Annotated in this window: 25 protein-coding genes; 9 read left to right on the forward strand and 16 right to left on the reverse strand. The window is 45.7% G+C overall.

What is annotated here, in order from left to right; genetic code table 11:
- Window positions 1-15: 15 nt before the first annotated feature.
- A complete protein-coding gene (locus KIT90_RS14065; protein WP_285377193.1) occupies window positions 16-780 on the forward strand; it encodes a glycosyltransferase family 25 protein in 765 nt (254 codons plus the stop codon).
- A 6-nt stretch (window positions 781-786) separates the two neighbouring features.
- Here the strand turns inward: KIT90_RS14065 and mutM are convergent, their stop codons facing one another.
- From mutM to KIT90_RS14095, 6 genes are all read right to left on the reverse strand, one after another.
- Complete coding sequence (gene mutM, locus KIT90_RS14070) at window positions 787-1,596, reverse strand: bifunctional DNA-formamidopyrimidine glycosylase/DNA-(apurinic or apyrimidinic site) lyase (protein WP_285377195.1); 810 nt, start codon at window positions 1,594-1,596, stop codon at window positions 787-789.
- Window positions 1,597-1,699: 103 nt separating this feature from the next.
- Window positions 1,700-2,176, reverse strand: a complete 477-nt coding sequence (locus KIT90_RS14075) for a hypothetical protein (RefSeq protein ID WP_039841302.1) — start codon at window positions 2,174-2,176, stop codon at window positions 1,700-1,702.
- A gap of 178 nt (window positions 2,177-2,354) precedes the next feature.
- On the reverse strand, window positions 2,355-2,525 hold the full coding sequence (gene rpmG / locus KIT90_RS14080) for a 50S ribosomal protein L33 (RefSeq protein WP_004410866.1): 171 nt from the start codon (window positions 2,523-2,525) through the stop codon (window positions 2,355-2,357).
- Window positions 2,526-2,538: 13 nt separating this feature from the next.
- Window positions 2,539-2,775 carry a 50S ribosomal protein L28 gene (gene rpmB / locus KIT90_RS14085; protein WP_005384783.1) on the reverse strand — a complete coding sequence of 79 codons (237 nt, stop codon included), beginning with the start codon at window positions 2,773-2,775 and terminating at the stop codon, window positions 2,539-2,541.
- 303 nt (window positions 2,776-3,078) lie between these two features.
- Entirely contained in the window at window positions 3,079-3,753 is a 675-nt protein-coding gene (gene radC / locus KIT90_RS14090) for a DNA repair protein RadC (RefSeq protein ID WP_038893810.1), read from the reverse strand.
- 113 nt (window positions 3,754-3,866) lie between these two features.
- Window positions 3,867-5,540, reverse strand: coding sequence for a methyl-accepting chemotaxis protein (locus KIT90_RS14095; RefSeq protein ID WP_285377197.1), 1,674 nt, complete (start codon window positions 5,538-5,540; stop codon window positions 3,867-3,869).
- 207 nt (window positions 5,541-5,747) lie between these two features.
- Between KIT90_RS14095 and coaBC the strand changes: the two genes are divergently transcribed.
- The 3 genes from coaBC to KIT90_RS14110 all read left to right on the forward strand — a co-directional run bounded on the left by coaBC (window position 5,748) and on the right by KIT90_RS14110 (window position 8,654).
- Window positions 5,748-6,947 carry a bifunctional phosphopantothenoylcysteine decarboxylase/phosphopantothenate--cysteine ligase CoaBC gene (coaBC, locus tag KIT90_RS14100; RefSeq protein ID WP_285377199.1) on the forward strand — a complete coding sequence of 400 codons (1,200 nt, stop codon included), beginning with the start codon at window positions 5,748-5,750 and terminating at the stop codon, window positions 6,945-6,947.
- Between the two features lie 160 nt (window positions 6,948-7,107).
- Window positions 7,108-7,698 (forward strand): nucleoid occlusion factor SlmA, encoded by a 591-nt coding sequence (gene slmA, locus KIT90_RS14105; RefSeq protein ID WP_005434407.1) that lies wholly within the window; start codon window positions 7,108-7,110, stop codon window positions 7,696-7,698.
- 5 nt (window positions 7,699-7,703) lie between these two features.
- The gene (locus tag KIT90_RS14110; protein WP_285377202.1) at window positions 7,704-8,654 is read left to right on the forward strand and encodes a Kdo(2)-lipid IV(A) acyltransferase; all 951 of its coding nucleotides are present in this window, start codon (window positions 7,704-7,706) and stop codon (window positions 8,652-8,654) included.
- A 70-nt stretch (window positions 8,655-8,724) separates the two neighbouring features.
- Here KIT90_RS14110 and pyrE read toward each other — a convergent pair whose 3' ends face one another.
- The gene (pyrE, locus tag KIT90_RS14115; protein WP_005379384.1) at window positions 8,725-9,366 is read right to left on the reverse strand and encodes an orotate phosphoribosyltransferase; all 642 of its coding nucleotides are present in this window, start codon (window positions 9,364-9,366) and stop codon (window positions 8,725-8,727) included.
- A gap of 224 nt (window positions 9,367-9,590) precedes the next feature.
- The gene (gene rph, locus KIT90_RS14120; protein WP_005430192.1) at window positions 9,591-10,307 is read right to left on the reverse strand and encodes a ribonuclease PH; all 717 of its coding nucleotides are present in this window, start codon (window positions 10,305-10,307) and stop codon (window positions 9,591-9,593) included.
- A gap of 174 nt (window positions 10,308-10,481) precedes the next feature.
- Between rph and KIT90_RS14125 the strand changes: the two genes are divergently transcribed.
- From KIT90_RS14125 to KIT90_RS14135, 3 genes are all read left to right on the forward strand, one after another.
- Complete coding sequence (locus tag KIT90_RS14125; RefSeq protein WP_039841297.1) at window positions 10,482-11,348, forward strand: YicC/YloC family endoribonuclease; 867 nt, start codon at window positions 10,482-10,484, stop codon at window positions 11,346-11,348.
- 127 nt (window positions 11,349-11,475) lie between these two features.
- The gene (locus tag KIT90_RS14130; protein ID WP_285377206.1) at window positions 11,476-12,894 is read left to right on the forward strand and encodes a winged helix-turn-helix domain-containing protein; all 1,419 of its coding nucleotides are present in this window, start codon (window positions 11,476-11,478) and stop codon (window positions 12,892-12,894) included.
- 187 nt (window positions 12,895-13,081) lie between these two features.
- Window positions 13,082-13,558 (forward strand): hypothetical protein, encoded by a 477-nt coding sequence (locus KIT90_RS14135; protein WP_009698961.1) that lies wholly within the window; start codon window positions 13,082-13,084, stop codon window positions 13,556-13,558.
- A 54-nt stretch (window positions 13,559-13,612) separates the two neighbouring features.
- Here the strand turns inward: KIT90_RS14135 and KIT90_RS14140 are convergent, their stop codons facing one another.
- The 8 genes from KIT90_RS14140 to KIT90_RS14175 all read right to left on the reverse strand — a co-directional run bounded on the left by KIT90_RS14140 (window position 13,613) and on the right by KIT90_RS14175 (window position 21,564).
- Entirely contained in the window at window positions 13,613-14,566 is a 954-nt protein-coding gene (locus KIT90_RS14140) for a DMT family transporter (protein WP_285377207.1), read from the reverse strand.
- A 198-nt stretch (window positions 14,567-14,764) separates the two neighbouring features.
- Window positions 14,765-15,142 carry a hypothetical protein gene (locus KIT90_RS14145; RefSeq protein WP_285377209.1) on the reverse strand — a complete coding sequence of 126 codons (378 nt, stop codon included), beginning with the start codon at window positions 15,140-15,142 and terminating at the stop codon, window positions 14,765-14,767.
- Between the two features lie 167 nt (window positions 15,143-15,309).
- Window positions 15,310-15,735 (reverse strand): phosphate-starvation-inducible protein PsiE, encoded by a 426-nt coding sequence (locus tag KIT90_RS14150; protein ID WP_010650185.1) that lies wholly within the window; start codon window positions 15,733-15,735, stop codon window positions 15,310-15,312.
- Between the two features lie 150 nt (window positions 15,736-15,885).
- Window positions 15,886-16,725, reverse strand: a complete 840-nt coding sequence (locus tag KIT90_RS14155) for an ABC transporter ATP-binding protein (RefSeq protein ID WP_009707948.1) — start codon at window positions 16,723-16,725, stop codon at window positions 15,886-15,888.
- Between the two features lie 36 nt (window positions 16,726-16,761).
- Window positions 16,762-17,619: an ABC transporter ATP-binding protein gene (locus tag KIT90_RS14160; RefSeq protein ID WP_009707949.1), complete on the reverse strand. Its 858-nt coding sequence runs from the start codon at window positions 17,617-17,619 to the stop codon at window positions 16,762-16,764.
- 9 nt (window positions 17,620-17,628) lie between these two features.
- Window positions 17,629-19,455: an extracellular solute-binding protein gene (locus KIT90_RS14165; protein WP_285377213.1), complete on the reverse strand. Its 1,827-nt coding sequence runs from the start codon at window positions 19,453-19,455 to the stop codon at window positions 17,629-17,631.
- 38 nt (window positions 19,456-19,493) lie between these two features.
- Entirely contained in the window at window positions 19,494-20,537 is a 1,044-nt protein-coding gene (locus tag KIT90_RS14170; protein WP_005434430.1) for an ABC transporter permease, read from the reverse strand.
- A gap of 1 nt (window position 20,538) precedes the next feature.
- Window positions 20,539-21,564: an ABC transporter permease subunit gene (locus KIT90_RS14175; RefSeq protein ID WP_005434432.1), complete on the reverse strand. Its 1,026-nt coding sequence runs from the start codon at window positions 21,562-21,564 to the stop codon at window positions 20,539-20,541.
- 818 nt (window positions 21,565-22,382) lie between these two features.
- Between KIT90_RS14175 and KIT90_RS14180 the strand changes: the two genes are divergently transcribed.
- Together KIT90_RS14180 and KIT90_RS14185 are read left to right on the forward strand one after the other, a co-directional pair.
- A complete protein-coding gene (locus tag KIT90_RS14180; RefSeq protein ID WP_038893796.1) occupies window positions 22,383-24,977 on the forward strand; it encodes a TonB-dependent receptor in 2,595 nt (864 codons plus the stop codon).
- A 65-nt stretch (window positions 24,978-25,042) separates the two neighbouring features.
- Complete coding sequence (locus KIT90_RS14185; RefSeq protein WP_010650178.1) at window positions 25,043-25,807, forward strand: DUF3450 domain-containing protein; 765 nt, start codon at window positions 25,043-25,045, stop codon at window positions 25,805-25,807.

A 25,807-nucleotide genomic window follows, 5' to 3' on the forward strand; every position in this document is an offset into this window, starting at 1 on the left:
CAATTTTGAGTCACCATGAAAGCATTTTGTATCACTTTAAAAGGCTGTGAAGACAGGCAAGAAACAACATTAAACACCCTAAAGAGAATCGGTTTAGACTGTGAAGTTTTCTATGGTGTCGATGCACGCAAAGACACTCACCCATTGTTGGATCACTTAGATCGACGTCAATTTGAATTCAACATGGGACGCCCATGTATCATCGGTGAAGCGGGCTGTTATGCAAGCCATTATCTACTATGGCAAAAATGCGTTGAATTAAACGAACCTATTATCATTTTCGAAGATGATCTAAGCATTGAAGACGAGTTATTCCTAAACACATTAAAGATCGTTAAAGAGAATATAGAAAATTGTGGTTATATTCGCACCGAAAACACCAGTAGTCGCGGTATGTTCTACAATACAAAACAATACAGCTCCCAACGCTTGGTTAAGTACCTGAAAGTACCACAATGTACAACCTCTTATGCCATAAGCCCTGAGGCGGCCCAAGCGTTTATCGAAGCAAGTAAGTCGTTCCAATTCCCTGTTGACGTATTTTTACGCAATACTTGGCTGCATAAGCAAGCGATGTTTGGAGTAAGACAAGCAGGCTTACGTGGAGGTAATAAACCATCTGTCATTGGTAATAGAAAACGCCAAGGCGATAAAGACTACCTAGTTGCTACAATGAAGCTGCTTAATAAAGCGAAAAGTATGACTCTAAATCTAGTGATGAATGGTTATCACCTCATAAAAATGGGCCGAGAGTACGGCCCAAAGAAATTTAATAGTTAACACATTCTATCTCTGACATTCCCGGCAGAAGAAGGTATTGCGTTGGCCTATCTTTTGTTCTTGGAGAGCTTCGCCGCATTCTGGGCATGGCTCTCCGGCTTTTCCGTAAACTAATAACTCTTGTGCGAAGTAGCCCGGTTTGCCATCAGCTTGGGCGAAGTCTTTAAGTGTGGTTCCGCCTTGCTGGATAGCGATCTCTAGCGTGGCTTTAATGTTCTCCACCAGCAATTGCCACTCTTGCTTGGTTAGCTTACCTGCAGGGCGAGTGGGATGAATGCGTGATTTAAACAAAGATTCGTTGGCGTAGATATTTCCGACTCCGACGACGATTTTGTTGTCCATGATGAACTGCTTAACCGCAACACGCTTACCTTTGGCTTTCTCCGCCACGTAGTCGGCGTTGAACTCTTCAGTTAAAGGCTCTGGTCCCATATGACCTAAAACGGAATGTGGCTCATTGGGCGCGCTCCACAACCATGCGCCAAAGCGGCGTGGATCGTTGTAGCGCAGCACTTTGCCATTACTCAGTTTGAGATCCACATGATCGTGCTTTGCTGGAGGAAAATCTGCATCAAGCACACGCAGTGAACCCGACATGCCTAAGTGAACAATCGCAGTCCCCTCGTCCGTTTCTATCAACAGATACTTAGCGCGGCGACTGATACTGCGAATCACCTGCCCTTCTAGCTTTTTAAGCTCTTGAGGAATGTCCCAACGCAGCTTCGGGGTTCTAAATACAAATGCCTTGATCGTTTGGCCAATCATATGTGGACTGATGCCCATTCGGCTTACTTCAACTTCAGGTAATTCAGGCATTTGATTCTCCTTACAACGCTAAGAACTTTGATACTGGGTGGCTAGCATAATCGAAAAAAGCTAAGACAAATACTGGTGACGCAAAGGGTTATTGGCAATAACGTTACTTGGGCATTATGTAGTTGCCATCGACAGAAATCGCAATCCATTTCCCTTGCCAGTTTTTAAACAACCAGAAATCGTCAAGGCGATAGAACGTCACTCGCTGTGGCTCCTCGAGCCCTTGATACCAAATTTCGATGCTTTCCGGTGATGATAAACGCGGCTTTAACTGCTCGTATTGCTCTGATGTCAGCTCAGTACCTTCCAATGACTGCCAGCGAGTCACAAGCTCTTGTACGGGAATATTGGCTTTAATGTTCGATTGCCATTGGCCATTCTGCTTATCTAGTTCCCAACCTGCATAGTAGATAGCACTGACGTCATGATCGGAGCGCAGCAAGTTTGGATAAGGATCCGCTGGTTCTTCAATAAGATAAGATTTGATCCATGTTGGTGCATTGAGGATCAGCATAAATACGATGATACCTAGGATAAGAATGTTGTTCCAACGGCGGCGGCGAGCCGGACTTACACGCATAGTGGTTCCTAATCTCAAGTAGTTAGAGACAAACTATCAAAGCTCATCAATCTTGACTAGAACATCTGTATGCAAACGTGGTGAGGATGGAAATGAAGGGGAGATGGAGGAATTTGAGGTAATAAAAAACCCAACTCGAAAGCTGGGTTTTTCAAATCATCAAAGATGATAAAACCAATTATTTGATTTTAGCTTCTTTGTACATAACGTGCTGGCGTACAACTGGATCAAATTTCTTGATCTCAAATTTGCCTGGCATGTTACGCTTGTTCTTATCAGTTGTGTAGAAGTGGCCTGTACCTGCTGAAGATACTAGACGGATTTTCTCACGAACGCCTTTCTTTGCCATTGCCTATTTCCTCTTAAACGTTTTCGCCACGTGCACGCATATCAGCAAGAACAGTATCAATACCCTTCTTGTCGATGATACGCATACCTTTTGCAGATAGGCGTAGTTTAACAAAACGTTTTTCGCTCTCTACCCAGAAACGATGAGTTTGTAGGTTCGGCAGAAAACGACGCTTAGTAGCATTTCGTGCGTGTGAACGGTTGTTACCCGTTACTGGACGCTTACCAGTTACTTGGCATACTCGTGACATGAATGTCTTCTCCAAAATCGTTTCAGCTCGATATCAACCTTGGTGGCCGAACCTCTCTATTTCTTGGAAAGAAGTTAGAGGTTAAGAACCGCTATGGAAAATCCATACAAGGCTATCAAAGGTCGCGCATTATACTAACTTGATATGCATTGCTCAAGACCCGAACAGATCCTTTTTACAGGTTTTCGTGATCTTTTTTTAGACAGCAGGTTTTTTCTAGCAGTCCAAGCTGAATTCAGTTAAAAATTTAGTGGCGAGGATGATAGCAGATTTTTAGCAACTAACAACCTAAAAAACGCACAGTTATATCCAACCTCTTTCGGCAAAAGAGACGCTTTCCCCATCTCCGATAACGAAATGGTCCAAAATTCGAATATCCACCAGCGCTAAAGCGTCGATTAAACGCCTGGTAATCCTTCTATCTGCTTGGCTAGGTTCCGCCACACCTGACGGGTGATTGTGAGCCAAAATCAATGCAGCGGCGTTGTGGTGCAAGGCGCGTTTGACGACTTCTCTCGGATAAACCGATGCAGCATCGAGTGTTCCTTCGAATAAAATCTCATCTTTTATTACTCGATGTTGGTTATCTAAGAAAAGAATGTAAAAAGCCTCTCTTTGTCGGTCTCTTAATATAGAAGAAAGATAAAGTTTGGTTTGTTCTGGGCTGGTTAACGCATCACCACGCTTTAATGTCTCGGCTAAATAGCGTTGCGTCATTTCCAAAACGGCTTGTAACTGCACGTATTTCGCTTGCCCTAACCCTTTATGTTGGCAAAACTCTTTCTCTGAAGCAGAAAACAACTGGCGAAGCGATCCAAAGTCTTGGAGCAGAAAGTCCGCTAATTCGATGACGTTCATACCTTGCGTGCCAGTACGCAGAAAAATAGCCAGTAATTCAGCATCCGACAACGCTTGTGGTCCACGTTTAAGTAATTTCTCTCTGGGCATGGACTCGTTGGGCAAGGTTTTCAGTGTCATTAGGCGGTTCTCTCTATAAGTGAGCGCCTATTGCACAAAATAAAAAGCGAAAGTCGAACCTGACTTTCGCTTTTTTCGTTAACCACTGCTTTTCTATGTAATCGAGCGATCCATCAAAGCTTGAAGTTTCCAACCAGATCGTGAATTTCAGATCCTGACTGCGACAACTGAGCACTGATGCCTTCCGCATGCTGAAGCGTGTCATTAATGCGATTCACGATTTGCTGAATCGCCACTAGATTCTGGTTGATATCCTCAGCGACCGCACTCTGCTCTTCTGCTGCAGAAGCGGTTTGAATACCCATATCTCGAATAGTTCCGATAGAATGATGCACGCCAGACAGCGATTGCTGAATCATAGAGGACTCTTCGACCGTCTTAGCTCCACGCTCTTGGCTCGCCGCCATGGTAGTGACAGCTCTTGATACGCCTGTTTGTAGCTGCTTGAGCATATCGCCAATCTCATGAGTACTGTTCTGCGTTCGACTTGCTAGCGAGCGAACCTCATCAGCCACCACGGCAAAACCACGACCTTGTTCACCGGCACGCGCAGCTTCTATCGCTGCATTCAATGCGAGTAAGTTGGTCTGCTCGGCAATTTCTCCAATCACATCGAGTACCTTGGTAATTTGCTCGGTTTGTTGACTCAGTTCTGCAATCGCTTCAGAGGTGCTGTTCACTTCATCGACTAACTTGCTAATGCCATCAATCGCTTGATCGACTTCGCGCTGCGCTTCAGTAACTTGTCCGTTCGCATCATCAATCGCCTGCGCGGTAGCATTGGTATTACTCGCGACTTCTTTTGCCGTCATGCTCATTTGTGTTACGGCCGTCACCACCTTATCGGTTTCCAGACAATGGTTTTGCATTTGAGCACTGGCTTGAGAGGTTTGCTGATCCAATTGTCCAGAGACGCTTTGGACTGTATTGGCAGAACGCTGGATGTCCTGCATAAGCGGATGCAGCTTATCCATGAACTCATTAAATGCCGAGGCCACCTCACCGACTTCATCTTTACTTTCGATTTTCAAACGAGCCCTCAGATCACCGCCCCCCGCAGCCACATCTTGTAAAGAAGCGGCAATGTGCTGTAGTGGTTGAATGCCTTTAGACACGATAATACTGGTAAGCACGCTAGTGATAATAAGACCAATGACCGAGATGGTGACCGCAGAGAGCGTATGTTCATTCAACTCCTGTGTGCGCAGTTCACGCTGCATCGCCACTTGCTGATCAATATCATCAATATAGATGCCCGTACCCAGCACCCAGTCCCACTTAGACAAGTACTCGGCATAACCTAATTTTGGTGCTTGCGCATCGATGGTTGGTTTATGCCAAGAGAAATAAAGGAAGCCATCGCCGTTCTTAGATGCATCAATCAGCCCGCCAATCACTGCTACGCCATTTTCATCTTTCAAACCGATAAGGTTTTTACCTTCTAGGGACGGCTTAATCGCATGCAGCGTGTTGACCCCTTTCGAATCATAAGCAAAGAAATAACCGTCGCTTTCAAAACGCATCGCTTTGAGAATTTCTTTTGCCGCTTGTTTGTTATTGCCGTTTACGTCCGTATCGTAAAGCGGCTTTATCGCTGTCACCCCCATCATCATGTAGGCTTGAAGCTCTTTTTTGCGTGTATCAATTAACTCTTGTCTATCCCGAGCCAATTCCGCTTCTAAGCTATTACTGCCGTTGATGTAATAGACCACCGAGATCAATGTGGTGATCAACAACAAAGGGATCAGAGTCACCAGCAGCAATTTACTTCGACTTTTCAGCACCATCTTATTCCACTACCTCATTATTGTTATTTTTCCTCTTCTATCTTGCAGAGCAGGCAAAGATTGTCTGTGAAGTAAGCAAAAGTTTTATATAAGGCTCAGCAATTAATATTCTGTAGTTTGATATGGATTAGCTTCTCATCAGATTTGCTTGGGCGATGAGAGATTCAGTTGTGCTAAACTCGTCGCCAGAAAAATTGGAGATCTCACATGCAAACACTAGCAGGAAAGAAAATTCTACTCGGCATCAGTGGCGGTATTGCCGCGTATAAATGTGCGGAGCTAACCCGTCGCCTAATAGAAAGAGGCGCGCAAGTTCAAGTAGTGATGACCAAAGCGGCGAAGGAGTTCATTACTCCCTTAACCATGCAGGCAGTCTCTGGGCGTCCGGTGTCGGATAGCTTGCTAGACCCAGCAGCAGAAGCGTCGATGGGTCACATTGAACTAGCAAAATGGGCAGACTTGGTTCTTCTTGCACCTGCAACCGCAGATTTGATTGCACGTATGTCGGCAGGCATGGGTAATGATTTGCTCACCACGTTAGTACTTGCGACAGATTCACCAGTAGCGGTATCTCCAGCAATGAATCAACAGATGTACCGCAATGTCGCAACTCAAGAAAACATCGCGACACTGGCACGCCGTGGTATGCACATTTGGGGCCCTGCGGCCGGTGAGCAGGCATGTGGCGATGTTGGCCCAGGTCGAATGTTAGAGCCAATGCAACTTGTCGGCTTATGTGAGCAGTTCTTCCAACCGAAACTGTTGGCAGGAAAATCGGTACTGATCACCGCAGGTCCAACTCGTGAAGCGATTGACCCTGTTCGTTACATTTCTAACCACAGCTCAGGAAAGATGGGCTTTGCACTAGCAAATGCATCAGCACAACTAGGTGCGAAGGTCACGCTAGTCTGTGGACCTGTCAGCTTGAATACGCCAGCGGGTGTTGAGCGAATCAATGTTGCGAGTGCACAAGAGATGCATGATGCTGTAATGGCTCACGCGCCTAGCCACGATGCTTTCATTAGCTGCGCCGCCGTAGCCGATTACCGTCCAGAAAATGTGGCGTCTCAAAAGTTGAAAAAGACCGAAAACAACGATCAGATGACCATCAACATGGTCAAGAATCCTGATATCGTAGCGACCGTCGCCAATATGACTGAGCAACGTCCATTCACAGTTGGTTTTGCCGCAGAGACCAACGACGTAGAAACCTACGCTCGCGGTAAACTGGTAAAGAAAAACCTCGATATGATTTGTGCGAACGATGTTTCTGTTGAAGGCCAAGGTTTTAACAGTAACGACAACGCCATCACTTTATTCTGGCCAGAAGGCGAGCAGGCGTTGGCACTAGAATCCAAAGAAGCGCTAAGTTTCAGAATTTTGGAAAAAATGCACGAATTGATGTAATTGCCATTCGCTTTTCATAGAAAACTGGCACAAATTTGGTACAAACATGACAAGTGAGGGTGTTAAAGCTCCCATTACCTCCTCACTGGTCTAGTTTGATGCCAAAGAGCGTCTTATAATCCCCTCCGCTCAACTTTGTATTTTGAAAGGAAGTAACTAAATGGCCGGCAGTAAAAAATCCAATCGTCGTGAAGAAATCTTGCAAGCTCTCGCGCAGATGCTTGAATCTACAGAAGGTGCTTCACGCATTACTACGGCAAAATTGGCGAAACAGGTCGGTGTTTCAGAAGCGGCACTTTACCGCCACTTCCCAAGTAAAGCTCGCATGTTTGAAGGCTTGATTGAGTTCATCGAAGAAGCGCTCATGACTCGCATCAACCGTATTTTGGATGATGAGAAAGACACGCTGGAGCGCATTCGTATGGTAATGCACCTTATTCTAGCATTCTCAGAACGTAACCCAGGTTTGACACGCATTCTTTCTGGCCATGCTCTAATGTTTGAAAATGAGCGCCTACGCGATCGCATCAACCAACTGTTTGAACGTATCGAAACACAGCTTCGTCAGATCCTTCGTGAACGTAAGATCCGTGAAGGCAAATCGTTCCCAGTGGAAGAGCGCATTTTGGCGGCTCAAATCCTAGGGCAAGTTGAAGGCAGCTTGAACCGCTTTGTTCGTAGTGATTTCAAATACCAACCAACCGCGAACTTTGACGAGTATTGGGCACTTCTTAGCGCACAAATTAAGTAGAGATTATGAGTAAAGACAAATTCACTAAGCCGGAGTTTTCTCTTTCCCTTCTCCACCCTCGTAACTGGGGTGTTTGGCTCGGCTTTGGCTTTTTGGCTATCGTGGTCAATATCCTTCCATACCGCATGTTGCTGTCGTTAGGTCGCACGCTTGGCCATATTGGCATGCGTTACGGCAAAGGTCGTGTCCATGTTGCGACACGTAACCTTGAGCTGGCTTTTCCAGATAAAACGCCTGAAGAGATCCAACACATCGTTGAAGAGAACTTCAAGAACACCGGTATGGCGCTGATCGAGACCGGCATCACTTGGTTCTGGCCAACGTGGCGTTTCAAAACTCTGATTGTCGAGAAAGACCTAGGCGCTCTGCATGAGAAAAATGCAGAAGGCAAAGGCGTACTGCTGTGCTGCGTACACGCACTTAATCTTGAAATCACGGCGCGTGCCTTTGCAGTACTTGGCGTGGCGGGTTACGGCGCATTTCGTCCGCACAACAACCCTGCGTACAACTTCATTCAGTACTGGGGGCGCACACACAACGGCAACAAGCTGATTGATCGTAAAGACGTTAAACAGATGATTCGCGTTCTACGTAGCGGTGAGCGTTTGTTCTACTTACCGGACCACGATTACGGTCGTAACAAGTCGGTATTCGTGCCTTTCTTTGCGGTTGAAGATGCCTGTACCACAACTGGCACCAGCATTCTGGCTTACACGTCTAAGTGCTCGATTATTCCGGGTTCTGGCTTCCGTAATGAAGATGGCAAGTATGAAATCATCGCTGATAAGTGCATTGAGGCCGACTACCCGAAAAAAGACGAAGTTGCGGCAGCGGCTTACATGAACACTTTTGTGGAAGAAGTGATTCTGCGCGCACCAGAGCAGTGGATGTGGCTGCACAAACGCTACAAGACCATGGCTGATGAAAATGCGCCAAAAAGCATTCGCTATAAGTAAGTGATAAAGACAAAAGAAAGGGGCTGATGGATATCCACGAGCCCCTTTTTCTTTAATGATGAAAGAACAATTAAATGCCGTATTCCGCGCGGTACGCTTTGACTGCTTCTAGGTGCTCTTTGTCTGTACCTTTCTCTTCAAGGAAAGTCACAAGGTCAGTCAGGCTTACGATTGAGATAATTGCACAACCGAAATCACGCTCAACTTCTTGAATAGCAGACAACTCACCTTTACCTTTTTCTTGACGGTCAATCGCAACCAACACACCAGCTAGGTCCGCACCGTTTGCTTGGATGATTTCCATTGATTCGCGAATCGCGGTACCAGCTGTGATTACGTCATCTACTAGCATGATACGACCTTCAAGCGCCGAGCCTACAAGGTTACCGCCTTCGCCGTGGTCTTTTGCTTCTTTACGGTTGAAGCAGTAAGGCGTGTCGATGTCATGGTGATCCGCTAGCGCTACTGCAGTTGTCGTCGCGATTGGGATACCTTTGTACGCAGGGCCAAACAGTACATCAAACTCAATGCCTGAATCCGCTAGCGCTGCTGCGTAAAAACGACCAAGACGCGCTAGGTCACGACCAGTATTGAAAAGACCAGCGTTAAAGAAGTACGGGCTTTTACGGCCAGATTTCAAAGTAAACTCACCAAACTTAAGAACTTCTTTCTCAAGTGCAAACTCAATAAATTCACGCTGGTATGCTTTCATTATTTTCTCTCTAAATACGGGCTTGGTATCCATATTCCCAAGCAGTTAATAAACACTAATGCGTTATCTCCTAAGTAGATGGATTTACAGCTAGGCAGCAAGTTTTTCTATCCCTATGAGCATAGTCTTCTATGTAATTAGGGTAGAAAAGCGCAGCGAACAACGCTGTAGATTCATATACGACGGAGATAAAAAAATAGCCCCCATAATGGGAGCTATCTAAATCAATTGGCTAACGCCGCCTTCTGCGCTGCGACAATTTCTGTAATGCCGACTTTCGCCGACTCTAGCAGAGCCATCAGCTGCTCGTGACTGAACGGTTCACCTTCTGCGGTGCCCTGAATTTCAATCATCTTGCCTTCTTCTGTCATCACAACGTTCATGTCTGTGTCTGCCGCTGAATCTTCAACGTACTCAAGGTCACACAGAACATCATCACCTAGCAAACCAACTGAAACTGCCGCTACGTGGCCTTTCATTGGGTTTGCTTTTAGCTTGCCGCTATCGACTAGGTGTTGGAATGCATCTGCCATTGCAACGCTTGCGCCGCTGATAGATGCAGTGCGAGTGCCGCCGTCTGCTTGGATAACATCACAGTCAACTGTGATCATGAACTCACCCATCGCTTGTAGATCAACTACAGCGCGTAGGCTACGTGCGATCAAGCGTTGGATTTCCATTGTACGGCCGCCTTGCTTACCGTTCGCTGCTTCGCGACGAGTACGCGAGTGAGTTGCACGAGGTAGCATGCCGTATTCAGCCGTTACCCAGCCTTTACCTTGACCTTTTAGCCAACGAGGCACAGATTCTTCAACGGTCGCATTACACAACACTTTGGTGTTACCAAATTCAACTAACACTGAGCCTTCAGCGTAAGCTGTGTAGTTACGAGTAATTTTGATTGGGCGAACTTGATCCGCCTTGCGATCGTTTGGACGCATGGGCATCTACCTTAAGTAATGAGGAGAAGACGATTTGGTTGGGCGCAGATTATAACGGAATCGATTAAATAAAGCTATCTGGACAATCTCGACTCAGAATAGCAAAGCCACTGCCATCTTGCTGTGCTACTATTGCGGGGTAATTTTCAGCAAATTAGAAGACAGGAAAATTCAATGATTTACAGTATGACAGCGTACGCGCGTAAAGAAGTGAAAGGCGATTGGGGTAGCGCAGTGTGGGAAATCCGCAGTGTAAACCAACGCTACCTAGAAACTTACTTCCGTATGCCTGAGCAGTTCCGTGCTCTTGAACCAGTACTGCGTGAGCGTTTTCGTAAGCGCCTAGCACGCGGCAAAGTAGAATGTAGCCTGCGTTTTGAAGCGAACCCAGCAGCAAAAGCTGAACTAAGCATCAATGAAACACTGGCAAACCAAGTGATCAAAGCCGCAGAGCAAGTGATGCACATGACTGGCGAACTGAGCCGCATCAACCCATTCCAAGTAATGCAATGGCCTGGTGTAATGGAAACGCCAGAGCAAAACATGGATGAAGTAAACAAAGAACTGCTTGCTGCTTTTGACGAAGCAATCAGCGAGTTCATCGAAGCGCGTGGTCGTGAAGGCGACAACATGAAAGCGCTTATCGAGCAACGCCTAGAAGCGATCACATCAGAAGTGGTGAAAGTGCGCGCACGCATGCCAGAAATTCTTGAGTGGCAACGTGAGCGTCTGTTCTCGAAGTTTGAAGATGCGAAAGTAGAGCTAGACCCATCTCGCGTTGAGCAAGAGCTTATCCTTCTGGCACAGAAATCAGACGTAGCAGAAGAGCTAGATCGTCTTGATTCTCACGTGAAAGAGACCACAAACATCCTGAAGAAAGGTGGCGCAGTCGGCCGTCGTCTAGATTTCATGATGCAGGAGTTCAACCGTGAATCGAACACGCTAGCGTCAAAATCAATCAGCACAGACATCACCGCATCAGGTGTTGAACTGAAAGTTCTGATTGAGCAAATGCGTGAACAGATCCAGAACATCGAATAATAAAAGACCTCGATGAGATATCTAAAGAGCCTCGCACTGCGGGGCTTTTTATTTGCTGATGCTTCACTTGCTTCCTATATATAAAACCAATAGTCTTGTGTGGTTACTTCTAAACCATTGAATCGCTATGACTCGCTCGCATTGCTTCATCCTGCAACATGACTCCCCTATTTCTTTCTATGCTGATAAAAATCAGTTGATACTTGATGGTGAGGAGATTCATTTAGAGCCATTGCAAGCAAGACTGCTCAGCTACTTTATCGAGAACCGTGGGAAAGTACTGAGTCCCCAGCAAATCGCCGATGATGTCTGGCAAAGGACGCAAGTTTCCGACAACTTGGTGAGACAAGTCGTTAGTCTACTGCGCAGTCAGCTTCAGGACAAAACGCGTCCGTATCGCATCATTCAGACCATTCCTAAGCAAGGTTACTTATTTGATATCGAAGTGACTGAGCCAAGCATAACGCACACTCCAATCCCTGGAGAATCTACTCCTCTTACTCGTACCGCCAAGCCTAAAAACAAGCGTATGGTTTTAGCTGTAGCGGCAATCCTGACGGTTGGACTTGTTGTGGCTTGGGCAGAACAAAATGGTGACACCATTGATGACACCACGGTAATCACAGCACAACAAAGTGACGTAGTGCCCGTTTATATTCATGATATTACGCTTGATTCCACCAGCGACTTTGAAATGGCAGAAAGCGTATATAACTATCTCTTCTATGGGCTAAATTCAGCCAAAAACCTATCCGGTTATCACTATTCTCAGTTATCCCAACAAAGTAAGCAGTCTCTTGCCAACCACGGTGTTGAGCTCAAAAGCTGGATTAAGAAAGTAGATGGCAATTATGTGCTTAGCGTCTTGGTGCAAAACAACCATCAACCCAACCAGAGCCAAAAGGTAGAGAAGACGTTTAACCAAGATAACTTCTTCGATGCTATCGGTGATGTGATTTTAGAAATCAAAGCCATCATTGCACCAATGAGTTCCGATTACGAAGTGGCTAGCCATCGCGTGACGTCCATCAGTAACTATGACGATTGGAAAGTGATCTCTGAAGGGATTTCTCTTTTCTACCAAGGTAAGGGAGGTCCCGCTTTTTCGCATATTGCTCAACAGCTTAATGCGATTCAACAGCAAGGGCGAGACAGCTATTTGGTCAGCGCTTTGTTGTCTTACTCTGAAGCTTTAGCTTACTTACGCGAGCACAAACAAGAAGACCGAGAACAAGCACTTCACTCAGCTAAGCAGGCGTTCGAACTGAACCCACGTTGTGATATTGCCAACCTCACTTTGGGGCTCGCTTTGCTTATCAACCAGCACCCTAATCAAGCCTTCCCGTACTTGTTTTACGCAGCAGAAAGCACGCCAAGCCCAATCAGTTTTTACTTACTCAGCGTGGCTGACAAACTCGCAGATAACCCGAAAGGCTCGCAATACAATTACCAACGCTATACTGAGATGAAAAAAGAGCATAACGGCCAACTGTTTGATCTTATTGAATCTTCACAAAAAGCAAACCTATTCCAAACAGCCAAATAGCCTCAAATAAAGCGGAGTGAAAAAATCGCTGCTCTCGCCTATTGTTAAGTCAGCCTCCCCAATGCTGATGGGTATTCTGGATGTTTGATTTTTGTTTGGAGTTCAACTCGCTTGCCTTGCATCAAGCGTAAAAAACGCGCCTTCCACATACTTGTAAACCAAATCATTCATTTCTTGGGATACACACATGTTGAAGAAGTTTGCCTTTCAGATCATTCCAATCCAGATCTTTCTGTTCGTCTTTTGGTTCAAAAATGGCTTTATCGATAAAGTGATGGGGGTGCTACTTGGCATCATTACGCCTGATACCGCCTATGCAGGTGATACTTGGGCTGGCTGGAAAGGTTATATCGTTGGAACGTGGGATAAGAGCCAAGTCGGTCATGCACTGCTGAGCCCAACGTTTGACTTTATGTTCCCGATTCTCATTGCTTTGCAGTGCTTACCGTTTTTATTGGTGATTCGCTCGGTGCTGGCAGGCGAGTTTATGGCTGGTAAAGAACGTCCGTGGCTACTCTATGCGGCTTTTGCATCTCTGTTCGTAACGGGTTGTATGGCTTTCACCCAAACCATTACAGGTGCAAGTGATGGACAATATCTATGGCAATTTATTGGCTTTAGCATGGTTGCCATCATGTATCTGCGTAACGAGCAAGGTAAATAGCATTACCTCAAAAGCCCCAATCAAATGGGGCTTTTTCATGGTGTTTAGTCTGTGTTAAGCATTGATGTTCTTCATACAATGCTCACATAGCACAGGCTTTTGCTCTGCAGACTTCAAGCGAAAACGCTGCCAGAAAGCAGGCTCAGCTTTAGTCACAAAAATACCACCCAGTAATGGCAGTAGTAGAGCGACAGAAACCAACGACAAACTGTTACCCGCAATCCATGTTGAAAGGCTAAGCGCAATCAACGGGAAAAACAGAAAACAGATCGAGGCGGTAAACGGCGTCGACACTTGCCCAAGCTTAAAGTACGCCACAATGCCACCGACGCTGGCAAACATACCGAGATAAATCACAGCGGTAATCGAATCCATCGAGAACTGAGAAAGATCCGGCTGTTCGACGATCAGTGAGGTGATAAAAAGCAACGCTGAGGCAACAAAGCTTGGAAAGGCGTTGTAAGTCAGCACTGGAATGCCTTTACAGAACTTTTCAACAAACACGTACATCACCGAATGAATCGCGACCGCCCCACCTAAAGCGAGAAAGCCCAGCAGGTAATCCTCTCCACCCAAACTCATCTCTTTCGCTAGAATCAAAACTAAGCTCAACACCGCGACTAAAAGACCAGCAATCTGAGATTTACGTAACCTAAGTCCAAGGAACAGGCTCGATGTCACCATCACCGCAATCGGCATGTTGGCGAAGATGATCGAAGCAAGACCCGATGAAATGTATTGCTCACCAAAAATCATCAAGGTAAATGGAATCGCGAAATAGAAAAGCGCAACGACGAACATCCAGAACACTTTGCCTTTCGGGAAGAACAGAGGTTGTTTGAGGTGTTTCGCCAACATGATTAATAGCGGCGCAGCTATCAGGAAGCGCAGACCGGTCGCAAAGATAGGCGGAATAGTTTGCACCGCCACTTCCATCGCAAACCACGTGGTGCCCCAAATCAAGCACACAGACACAAACAAGATAATTGGCAGATGCTTATACGTCATGGCGACCTCCCGCTTGTCGGTTGATAACAAGGTTTGGTAGGCATGCAGCAAGGTGCTCGGTACGAGCAATTAGATTGGTTTTCATTTTTCATTCCCATAACAGGATTGTGCAAATAGAGAGCTATTTACACGCATAACAAATTCGCACGGCAATTCGTGCAGTAACATTGTTGGCAGCGAAACGCTGCAAGATAGGAATTAAGCTATCGGAGGACGATAGTGAGAGTGCATGTCTGCACTGGTGTAGACCGCGGCTTTGCTTACCGCCAACTCATCTCGAAATGGAGCTTCGTAAGATCTTGGCTGGGTCTCAACAACAGCCGTACCCGATGCGTGACCATGGGAACAACACTGCTTCTCAAAGCATGTTCCGCCCGGCTCGCAACACCCCGGCTCACTCTTTTCTGCCGGGCTAAAGGTCAAACCACAATAACTGAGATGCAAAGACTCTGTTGCTGATGCCATGTGATTTGCTGCGATTGATGGCATTTCTGCACGAGCAATACCACTTGAAAGCGCAAATGCAATCAAGACACTCAGCAGAAAATACATTGTCGATGTGCGTTTCGCTAGCATCACAATCTCTCATCAAGGCAGTTAGAAAAGGTTAGCGTGAAGATACTCATCAACAAGGTAAGAAACAAGATGGCTTGAGATGACTTTACACTTTTTTACCCCCAAGCTATTGGGATGTGATTTCCCTTCACACAAAAACAAAGCCTCGCATTGGGCGAGGCTTCACGTTATTCGTCTTTTTCAGCGGTTTGATTATCTATATACGGCCAATAATGATGTCCGACTCGAATAACCAAGGTTGCCGCCGCCAAGATAAACGCGGCTAAGGAGAGCCATACAATCATCACCGAATCGAGCTCTTTCATACCAAGCGTGATGTAGCGAGCAATCGCCATCATGGCAATGTAGATCGGGTATCGAACCGGTATCTTACCGTTCATCACGAACTGCCCAACCATCGCGAGCACTTCCAGATAGATGAACATTAATAGGATGTCATCGAGTGCAACACGCTTCTGGACGTAAATGTGGACAAACTCTTCCACCATCGCCCACACAGTTGCCAGAGTAATGGCGACTAAAAGCACAGCTTCGAGCAGATGAAAGACTTTCAGAAAGGGACGACTGAATGATTTAGGTAAATGCGACGGCATGGCCAACTATCCAAACAAATCAAAGGAATAAGTTTGCAGTGTAGCACGCTATTTTAAAGAAGCAGAAGACAGAAAATCATCGGAAATAAAAACGCTCCAACCAAGTGGAGCACTTTTATCTTTTAAGTTGGTTTTATTTGGATGGTGGCTTTACGCCACTTGCTGCTTTTTTTCTGCCAAGCGCTTTTTCTTACGATACTTAGGATGCGTGATTGGAATCGCCGACAACAGCTTCTTGGTGTAATCGTTCTGAGGGTTCGCGTAAATTTCTTTCGCGTTACCCGCTTCCACGACTTTGCCAAAGTACATCACCGCAACCTTATCAGATACATGCTTCACAACCGACAGGTCATGCGAGATAAAGATAATCGCAAGGTTCATCTCTTGTTGCAGTTGCAATAGCAGATTTAGGATTTGCGCCTGAACCGATACGTCCAACGCGGATACCGACTCATCACAGATCAACAATTTAGGCTTAAGAGCAATCGCACGAGCAATACCAATACGTTGGCGCTGACCACCGGAGAACTCATGCGGATAGCGGTTTACCGCGGTTTCTGGCAAGCCAACTTTAACAAGTAACTCTTTCACCCATTGTTTGCGCTCTGCCGACGTACCAATGTTGTGAATCACGTACGGCTCTTCGAGAATCATGCCGATAGTATGGCGTTGGTTTAGCGATTCCATTGGGTCTTGGAAAACAATCTGCATGTCTTTACGCAATGAGCGCATTTGCTTCACAGACAATTTGGTGATGTCTTTGCCTTCAAAAAAAATTTTACCTTCAGTTGGCTCGTACAATTTCAAAATAGTACGACCTAGGGTACTTTTACCACAGCCTGACTCACCTACTAGGCCAAGAGTTTCCCCTTCACCTACTGATAGCGACACACCATCAACGGCTTTAATGGTGTAGCCTTTCTTAAACAGTCCCTTACCAGATACAAAGTGCTGCTTAAGATCTTCAATTCTTAATACTTCTTTTGCCATAACATCCTCTTTTATGACTTGTTCACTTTGCACCGGTTAGCTAGCAAACATACTGGCATCGATCGGTTTAATGTCGATCATCTGCTTAGGCTCATTATCTAAGCTTGGCATCAAGCCCATCAAACGCTCTGTATATGGGTGCTGTGGGTTATCGAATAGCTCGAAAATCTCGGCCTTTTCAACAATACGGCCACCATACATCACAGCTACGTCATCACACACTTCCGCAACCACACCAAGATCGTGAGTGATGAAGATCATCGCCATACCCGTCTCTTCTTGAAGCTCGTTCATTAGTTCAAGAATAGACGCCTGAACCGTTACATCCAGTGCAGTGGTTGGCTCATCACAAATCAAAATGTCAGGTTTACACGCCAATGCCATCGCAATCATCACACGCTGACGCATGCCGCCGGATAGATTATGCGGGTACTCGTTCAAGCGTTTCTCCGGCATCGGAATTTTTACTTTCGCCAGCATTTCAACAGCGTAAGATTCGCGCGCTTTTTTATCCAACTCAGGACGGTGCAGCTCTAGCACTTCGCAAAGCTGACGACCAATAGAATGCACTGGGTTCAGCGCCGTCATTGGGTCTTGGAAGATAATTGAAATGCGGTCACCGCGCATGGCGTACATTTCTTCCGCTGGTAGCGTGACCAAGTTCGTGCCACGGTAATCTATCTCACCATTGACGATATTACCGTAAGGTTTCGGTAGCAAACCCATGATAGACATGGAGGTAACACTCTTACCACTGCCGGATTCGCCTACAAGACCAAGGGTACGTCCAGCGCGAACATCAAAGTTCACGCCATGCAGCACTTTTACCGGACCATCGTCCGTGGTGAACTCAACTTCTAGATCTTTAACACTCAGGATTACATCGTTTTCCATAACACATCCTTACAACTTGTACGTGTCATCAACGACAACAACCGGTTCAAAAGTCTTACCCGACTTCATTGCCTTCTGGGTTTCTTTCTTGATGTCTTTATCAATCCAGTACGTACCATCACCAATAATGCCGCCACTAAATAGTGCTTCGGTCATACGATTCATTGGTTTCTCTGGCAATTTCAACCAACGCCAATGGCCGTAACGAACGTAAGGCACCATGTAACCCGGAACAATCACATGTGCATCAATGATGTCACGTTGGATTTCATGACCTAGTTGGATCTTCTTATCCATGTCCATGTTGAAACGGTACTCAATGATTTTCTCATCAAGCTCTGGTGTGCTGTAGTTCGTGAAAGAGTTAGTTTGTGGCTTATTGGCATTCACTGAGTGGAAGTATTCCCAATACGTTGGAATCTCAGAAGTGCCCATATCTAGGAACGCTAAATCGTGCTTTTTCTCACGTACGTATTTAAACATTGATGAGCCATCGATCAGCTTAAGCTCAATGTCCAAACCGGCCAACTTAGCTTGTTCACGCACAAATGCGATACGAGGCGTGTGCACTGGCGTTGCGTAGGTCAGCTCGAAGCTCAAACGCTGGCCTTTGTCGTTAACACGGATACCATCGGAACCAATCTTATCGAAACCTGCTTCTGCAAACGCCGCAGCCGCTTTTTCTGGATCAAACTTTGGTGCTTTCGCATCTGGCAGGGTGTACTTACCATGCCCGTAGCCTGTTGGGTTTGGCTTACGGCTGTAGTCACCACGCATGATGTTTTCGATCATGCCATCAAAGTCGATTGCGTAAGTGATGCCTTTACGGATGTTTAAGTCATCCAATAATGGCATTGCGGTATTCATCCAAACGCCGCCAGCACCTACAGGGTATTGGTTGTAGCCCCAAAACTTCTGAATGTAACCCTTTTGGTAAGGCGCAGTATCAGACTTATCGTGCCAAAGGTTTGGTAAAACCAAGCCAAATGAATCTAGACTGCCTTTTTCAAAGTGCTTTTTGGCAATGTCGTTGTCACGAATAACCGTGATACGAATCTTGTCGACGTTATAACGGTTCTCATAGTACTTATTGCTGTATCCCCACCAATCTTCGCCAACATGCTTAAAGGTAACACTCTTACCTTTTTTGATATCAGCTAGATAGTAAGCGCTAGTGGTTGGCTCACTTTTGAAGTTGTAGTAACGAACGAAGTCATCATGAATACCATCGCCGTTTTCATCTTTCTTAGGGTTTGCATAGAAGTGAGCAGGACGAGGACGCAGCGCCCCCATTCTTAACAACAGCTCTTCAGGGTTAAGTTCTTTTGCTGCTTTCACCGCAAACGTTAGGTCATCAAACTTAATCACATCTTCAACAGTCTTGTTGTAGTAGTCGTTGTACCAAGGCTCGAGAATGTCTTTCGAGCGGTAGAACTTCAACATAAAGACAAAGTCGTCGGCAGTAACAGGTTTACCATCCGACCATTTTGCTTCTGGATTCAGTTTGAAATAAACGGTTTTGTTATCACCCGCTAACGCCCACTCATTCGCTAACTCTGGGATGAATTCTAGAGTATCTGGGTGACGTACCACCAAGCCCGGAGTTTCATCCAAGATATAAGAACGCAAACCAGAGTTCGCATCAGGGCCGACGCTGCGCAAAGTCTGCGGAAAGCTAGACATATACGCTCGGAAAGTACCACCGCGTTTTGCTTCAGGAGAGCCATATTGAGGCTCATCCCAGTTTGTTTGCCAGTTTAAGTCAGTCGGAAGCGTTGCTGACATCGCACCAAAACTCAGGGCGCTCAGCGTTGACGCTAGTAATAATTTTTTCATAAAACTTCCCTTTTTTATGTTTTGCTCACAATGCTTGCTTAAACATAGCGTGTGAATTTTTTCGGGTCGAATGCCGCTCGGATTGCTTCGCCGATGAAGGTCACCATCACCAATACCAGTACGATAGAGCTTACTACTGAAGAAACAATCCATGGCGAGTCTAAGTTTGACTTACCTTGTTGTAGTAACTCCCCCCAACTTGGCGTTGGTGGCATCAAACCAAGACCTAGGTAATCAAGAGCGGTCAGAGCGGTGATGTTGGCTGCAATGGTAAACGGTGCGAGTGTCACGATCATTACCATGGTGTTTGGCAGGATGTGGTTAAACAAGATACGCCCAGTCGATGCACCTAATGCACGCGCTGCCATTACGTATTCACGCGCCGACTCTTTGTAGGTCATGGTACGCATGTACCACGTCATCCCCATCCACCCAAAGAGTACGTTAATACCGACGAACAGAGTAAAGGTTGGTTGCACTATCGAGACGAGGATCATGATGACGTATAAGAAAGGCACCATTGACCAGACCTCGATCAAACGCTGAACAAACAAGTCGAACTTGCCACCCCAGAAACCCATCGCACAGCCAACAGCAGTACCAATCGCGTACGAGATCGCCATTGTAAGTAGCGCAAATCCCATCGCAGTACGGAAGCCGTACACCAATCGAGCTAAGATGTCTCGACCAATCACATCAGTGCCTAGGTAGTGCTTATCTTCAGCGCTTGGCGCTGTCGGTGGGAAATCACCACTAAAGTCTTGCTCGTAAGGGTTCCAAGGAACAATCGGTAGAATAACGAAGTTATCGCCGCCTTCCGCTTCAAATACTTTCTGTAGTTCTCGGTAATCGGCCTCACTTGAAGACGCTTGACCAAACTCGCTACCTAGACGTACATCGCTTACGACCGGAAAGTAATAGCTGCCATCGTATTTGACGACCAAAGCTTTGCTGTTGATCAACAGTTCAGCAAAGAGAGATAGGATCAACATGGTTGATAAGATCAAAAACGACCAGTAACCACGTTTGATTTCTTTAAAGTGACGGATTTTCTTTTGAGTTAACGGGCTCACTTTAATCATATTACGCTCCAAACTTCACACGTGGGTCGACTAAAGCAACACAGATATCTGAAATGATATTACCGATCAGCAGCAATACCGCGTTGATAGCTACGATGCCCATTACTACAGGGTAATCGCGCTCCATGATGGATTCATAGCCAAGCAGACCGATACCATCAATGTTAAAGATTACTTCGATAAGGAAAGCACCCGTCATGAAGAACAACAGTGAGTTACCAAAGTGAGAGGCAATAGGAATCAAGCTGTTACGCAGAGCATGTTTACGCACTGCTTTCTTAAATGGCAGACCTTTAGCAATCGCGGTACGGATGTAATCGGATGACAGGTTTTCCATTAGGTTATTTTTCATTGTCATCGTTAGCGTTGCGAAGTCACCAATGAGGTAACAGATCAAAGGCAATACTGCGTGCCACATGATGTCTTTTGCGCGCTCGAAGAAGGTTTCATAGTCATCAAAGTCGTCTCCGACAAAGCCCCCCATCGGGAACCACTCTAGGTGATAACTGAACAAGGTAATAAGTAGGACGCCAACCACGTATCCGGGAAGTGCGTACCCAACAAAGATGAGAATAGAAGAAGCGGAGTCAAATACAGAGCCGTGTTTGAGCGCTTTATAGTAGCCGAGCGGAATCGAAATAAAGTAACTGATAAAGAAGGTCATTCCGCCATAAAACAAAGACACAGGTAAGCGCTCTGCGATCATGTCAGATACAGGCTCGTAGTAGCGAGTCGATTCACCTAAATCTAACGTCACCAAACGGCTTAACCATTCTACGTAGGCTTCCATCACGGGCTTATCCAGTCCGTAAAAAGCGTTTAGCTCTGCAATTTGGTCATCAGATAAGGCGGTGTTGCCACCAGCTGATGTCATAGACGCGGCACCATCACCTTGCGCCTGCATTTGTGAAAGCATGCGCTCAACCGGACCACCTGGCACGAATCGAGTGATAGCAAAGATAAGAATGGTAATCCCGAGAAACGTCGGAATAACCAACGCTAAACGGCGTAAAAAGTACGACAGCATATACAACTTGCTCCTTGTCTACTGTCCATTATTAGGCGGGTTTGGAGAGGAGAATTCCGGCCCAAAATGGTGCATCTCTATCCCGTAGTAACTAAAGCTGTTGAAACACACTCCCTGAGTTTCAAAAGCTAGTTTTTTCCACTACTGCAATAATTTCAGCGTCATATTTATCTTGAATCCAAGTAAGCTTCAAGTGTTTGAATCCAAAACATGACAAACTTCCTCCGATGTCCAAAAACAGAAATGTTTTTGTAAATAATTATAAAAAACCACAAAACCAATTCATACAGAATATCAATCTAGGCACTTTAGAGCCAAAACCCTATATAAACATGCATATATGCAGAATAATTAGACAAAACACCCCCACTACCATTTGACCTCAAAATACGAGTGAGCCCTTTTATAACGGTGGGTATCATATTCTGATACCACCTTGTGCGATCGAGTTAACATGCCCTGCATTCCATAAAAACTCTCAATCAGAACAATTATCTAGATTAATGCTTAAATTCAGTGCCAATCGCCCACTTAAAAAGCATAGGCGATATAAGTCATTAGACTTTACAAGAAACACAAAATACGGTGTTTTATTAAAATTTAATCTCAATTTATAAACGTCATGCAGTAAATTATTCTGTGATTTATGTCACTTTTGGTTTTTTACATCTTTTTTACATTTCTTTATCTCTGTTTACCACTGGTTTGACTTCCTTTTTTCATCTCAGGTATACATGTTCGGAACGTTAACGAAATATTAACGTCATAATTGGCCGTTATGGCCAGACATAGGAATAATAATAATCGGAGCAACAAGGATGTATAAAAACACAACCGCTTTATCTGTTGCGATCAGCCTTGCACTGGGGACGGCAGCAGTGGCCCCTCTAGCAGCGCAGGCAGAAGAGCAGCAAGTTGAACAACTTCAGAAGATGAAGGTAACAGGTTCACGAATCTCCACGACGGATATGGAAGGTCCATCGCCAGTCACAGTAATCAGCAGTAAAGATATTGAATCGAAAGGTTTCAATAGCGCTCAGGACGTTTTAAATAGTTTGACTCAAAACACCGGTGGTGTGATGGCGCAAACGAACTCATTCTCTTTCACTCCTGCAGCTCAATCGGTAAACCTGCGTGGCCTTGGGGCTTCTCGTACGTTGATTTTGATTGACGGTCGTCGCTTACCTCAATACCCATTAGCAGAAAACGGCACTTCAAACTTCCAAGACATTGGTCAAATCCCTGTGGCAGCTATCGAAAGAGTCGAGGTTATGACTGACTCAGGTTCTGCAATCTACGGTTCTGATGCGATCGGTGGTGTTGTTAACTTCATCCTGAAAAAAGACTTTGATGGCGTCTCTGTCAAAGTTCGTGCTGGTGATGCAACAGACGGAGGTTACCAAAATGGCCGCCTAGATGTTGTTGCTGGTAAAGATTACGAAGATAAACGCATCTTGTTTGTCGGCCAATTCGCGGGCAACGAAATGCTAAAGCAATCCGATCGCGACTGGGCGGGTAATGATGCTTCAAATCGCTCACAGCTAAGCGGATACTCTAGCTACGGTTCTAACTTTTACGGTGATGACGGCACACATCTAACGCCGGCAGATGTAGGCTCATCATGTAAAGAAGTCGTTGGTGAACACGGTGTCGATCGTGCTGATGGTAAGTGTGGTTTCAACCGCTCTGCATACCGAACTTTGAAGCCAGAAAACAAACAAGTTGACCTACTAGTACGTGGTGAACTTGATGTGAATGATGATGTTACAGCTATGGCTGAAGCGCGTTTTGGTTACAAATCAACAGAATCTGAGTTCGAACCAAATCCATACAACGTTGTTGTTGATGACACACACTTCCGTGGTGCAGGTGAGTACACGCGTCGAATGGTTGAGTTTGGTCCACGTGAAAGCAACACAGAAGCAGATTCTTACGGCCTAACAGTAGGCCTAACTGGCTTATTAGCTGACGCTTACGATTGGGATGTTTACGCTAGTTACTCTGAACAAACAGTTGAAACTGATAACCCAGCAATTTACACAACTCTAGATGAAGCTGTTCAAAACGGTGATGTAGACCTACTAGGTCCGATTTCTCAAGATGTTGTAAATAAGTACTCAGGTACGTCAACCAAAGAAGCATACTCAAAACTTTACTCTCTTAACAGCTCACTTTCTGGTGATCTAGTAGAACTTCCTGCGGGTATGTCTGGTTTCGCTGTTTACGGTGAGTGGAACCGTACAGACTACAACGAAAGTATTGATGCTACGACTGCAGCAGGCGGATTCTCTGGCCTTGGTGGTACATCTGGTGGTGGCGAACGTGATCAGATCGGTCTTGGTGTAGAAGCATTGATTCCTATCATTGAAGATCTAGAAATGACTATCGCAGGTCGTTACGACCACTACTTTGATGATTCAGCGACTGGTGGTGCTTTCACTCCTAAAGTAGCTCTAGCATACCGTCCAATCGACACACTTCTACTTCGTGGTAGCTACGGTCTAGGCTTCCGTGCTCCGGACCTAAAACGTCTATTCGGTCAAGAGACTCGCGGATTTGGTTCTGGTTTTGACCCAGTTCTTTGTGCAGCAGCTGGCGGTAGCGGTCCTCAAGACAAAGACAAGTACCCAGAGTGTGATACTCAATACTTCGATACAGTAAACGGTCCAAACTCAGAGCTCAAAGAAGAGACAAGTACCAACATTAACTTAGGTCTTGCTTGGGAGCCTGTTGATGATCTTGGTCTAACGGTTGATTGGTACCACATCAAAATGGAAGACGTCGTAACAGCGCCTAGCTACCAGGATGTAATCAACGATCCAGGCAAATACCCTGGTACAGAAGTGGTTCGTAATGCAGACAACACTATCGCATCTGTTTCATACGGCCCTGTAAACCAAGCATTTGAAGAGCGCTCTGGTATTGACCTAGCAGTATCTTATGCATACGACACTGATGCGTACGGCTCTTTTAACTCGCGTCTTGCTGTTACAAAGATCCTAGTTGCGGAATACCAAGAAAACGATGCTGAGCCTGTTGTTGATGAAACAGACTTCCTACCTGAGTACACAGCAACGCTAAACCTAGGCTGGGCGTACGAAGATGTAGCAGTAAACGTGTTCGGTAAATACCGTGACCGTATGTGTTCAAGCTTTGCAAACCGCTACTACTTCGACGACTGTGATGCAGCAAAAGATGCTGGTTACAAAGCAGAAATTGCAAGTATGACTACTTGGAACCTAACTGCGTCATACCAGTTCACTGAAAGCGGCCGAGTAACACTTGGCGCAATTAACGTCTTTGACAAAGTTCCACCTGCGGATCCTCTAAGCGACACATCTCCGTTCTACGCAAGTGGTTACGATGACCCAATCGGTCGCCAACTATACATCGAAGCATCATACGACTTCTAAAAACTATTTGGCGCGGAAATTTCCGCGCCCTTTTCGACTGACTTAAACACTGACAAGGATGCAACATGAAATTTAAGGAATTTGGCCTTAGTGCCATAGCTGCAGCATTGCTCACGATCAGTAGCAGCTCTTTAGCAGCAAACTCAGGAGCAGTTGTTTCAACACAAGCAAAAGCAAACAAATCCTCAGAAGTTTCACAACAAAAAATCGACACCTATGCTGAAAGCACTGAAGGCATGTTGGCTGAATACAAAGGCCTACTGCGTCAGATCGACAGCATGAAAGTCTACAACGAGCAAATCAACCGCATGGTTCAATCTCAGCAGGGAGAGCTGGATTCATTGAACAGCCAGATTGCTCAAATCGACCAAACAGCAACAGAGGTTGTGCCTCTGACGCTAAAAATGATCGATGCCCTAGATGAATTCGTTACTCTGGATCTACCATTCCAAAAAGAAGAACGTACTAAACGTGTCGTTGAGTTACGTGACCTAATGGATCGCGCAGACGTAACAACTTCAGAGAAATTCCGTAAAGTGATGGAAGCGTACCAAATCGAAGAAGGCTTCTCTCGCTCAATTGAATCTTACAAAGCTAGCCTAGAGCGCAACGGTGAAACCGTGACTTACGACTTCCTACGTATTGGTCGTACTGCGCTTCTATTCCAATCTCCGGATGGCGGTGAAACAGGCATGTGGAACCAACAAACTCGTCAATGGGAATCACTACCTGAGAACTACCGTATCGCTGTACAGCAAGGCCTTCGTATCGCTAAGAAACAAGCGCCACCAGCGCTGATCAAACTGCCTGTATTTGCTGGGGAGGAATAA

This window comes from Vibrio sp. B172a, from assembly GCF_030248355.1.
GTDB classification, from domain to species: domain Bacteria; phylum Pseudomonadota; class Gammaproteobacteria; order Enterobacterales; family Vibrionaceae; genus Vibrio; species Vibrio owensii.

Bases quoted from the DNA above. Each gene is read 5' to 3' on its own strand.
- KIT90_RS14065 (WP_285377193.1), top strand. From the start codon at position 16: ATGAAAGCATTTTGTATCACTTTAAAAGGCTGTGAAGACAGGCAAGAA.
- mutM (WP_285377195.1), bottom strand. From the start codon at position 1,596: ATGCCTGAATTACCTGAAGTTGAAGTAAGCCGAATGGGCATCAGTCCA.
- KIT90_RS14075 (WP_039841302.1), bottom strand. From the start codon at position 2,176: ATGCGTGTAAGTCCGGCTCGCCGCCGCCGTTGGAACAACATTCTTATC.
- rpmG (WP_004410866.1), bottom strand. From the start codon at position 2,525: ATGGCAAAGAAAGGCGTTCGTGAGAAAATCCGTCTAGTATCTTCAGCA.
- rpmB (WP_005384783.1), bottom strand. From the start codon at position 2,775: ATGTCACGAGTATGCCAAGTAACTGGTAAGCGTCCAGTAACGGGTAAC.
- radC (WP_038893810.1), bottom strand. From the start codon at position 3,753: ATGACACTGAAAACCTTGCCCAACGAGTCCATGCCCAGAGAGAAATTA.
- KIT90_RS14095 (WP_285377197.1), bottom strand. From the start codon at position 5,540: ATGGTGCTGAAAAGTCGAAGTAAATTGCTGCTGGTGACTCTGATCCCT.
- coaBC (WP_285377199.1), top strand. From the start codon at position 5,748: ATGCAAACACTAGCAGGAAAGAAAATTCTACTCGGCATCAGTGGCGGT.
- slmA (WP_005434407.1), top strand. From the start codon at position 7,108: ATGGCCGGCAGTAAAAAATCCAATCGTCGTGAAGAAATCTTGCAAGCT.
- KIT90_RS14110 (WP_285377202.1), top strand. From the start codon at position 7,704: ATGAGTAAAGACAAATTCACTAAGCCGGAGTTTTCTCTTTCCCTTCTC.
- pyrE (WP_005379384.1), bottom strand. From the start codon at position 9,366: ATGAAAGCATACCAGCGTGAATTTATTGAGTTTGCACTTGAGAAAGAA.
- rph (WP_005430192.1), bottom strand. From the start codon at position 10,307: ATGCGTCCAAACGATCGCAAGGCGGATCAAGTTCGCCCAATCAAAATT.
- KIT90_RS14125 (WP_039841297.1), top strand. From the start codon at position 10,482: ATGATTTACAGTATGACAGCGTACGCGCGTAAAGAAGTGAAAGGCGAT.
- KIT90_RS14130 (WP_285377206.1), top strand. From the start codon at position 11,476: ATGACTCGCTCGCATTGCTTCATCCTGCAACATGACTCCCCTATTTCT.
- KIT90_RS14135 (WP_009698961.1), top strand. From the start codon at position 13,082: ATGTTGAAGAAGTTTGCCTTTCAGATCATTCCAATCCAGATCTTTCTG.
- KIT90_RS14140 (WP_285377207.1), bottom strand. From the start codon at position 14,566: ATGACGTATAAGCATCTGCCAATTATCTTGTTTGTGTCTGTGTGCTTG.
- KIT90_RS14145 (WP_285377209.1), bottom strand. From the start codon at position 15,142: ATGCTAGCGAAACGCACATCGACAATGTATTTTCTGCTGAGTGTCTTG.
- KIT90_RS14150 (WP_010650185.1), bottom strand. From the start codon at position 15,735: ATGCCGTCGCATTTACCTAAATCATTCAGTCGTCCCTTTCTGAAAGTC.
- KIT90_RS14155 (WP_009707948.1), bottom strand. From the start codon at position 16,725: ATGGCAAAAGAAGTATTAAGAATTGAAGATCTTAAGCAGCACTTTGTA.
- KIT90_RS14160 (WP_009707949.1), bottom strand. From the start codon at position 17,619: ATGGAAAACGATGTAATCCTGAGTGTTAAAGATCTAGAAGTTGAGTTC.
- KIT90_RS14165 (WP_285377213.1), bottom strand. From the start codon at position 19,455: ATGAAAAAATTATTACTAGCGTCAACGCTGAGCGCCCTGAGTTTTGGT.
- KIT90_RS14170 (WP_005434430.1), bottom strand. From the start codon at position 20,537: ATGATTAAAGTGAGCCCGTTAACTCAAAAGAAAATCCGTCACTTTAAA.
- KIT90_RS14175 (WP_005434432.1), bottom strand. From the start codon at position 21,564: ATGCTGTCGTACTTTTTACGCCGTTTAGCGTTGGTTATTCCGACGTTT.
- KIT90_RS14180 (WP_038893796.1), top strand. From the start codon at position 22,383: ATGTATAAAAACACAACCGCTTTATCTGTTGCGATCAGCCTTGCACTG.
- KIT90_RS14185 (WP_010650178.1), top strand. From the start codon at position 25,043: ATGAAATTTAAGGAATTTGGCCTTAGTGCCATAGCTGCAGCATTGCTC.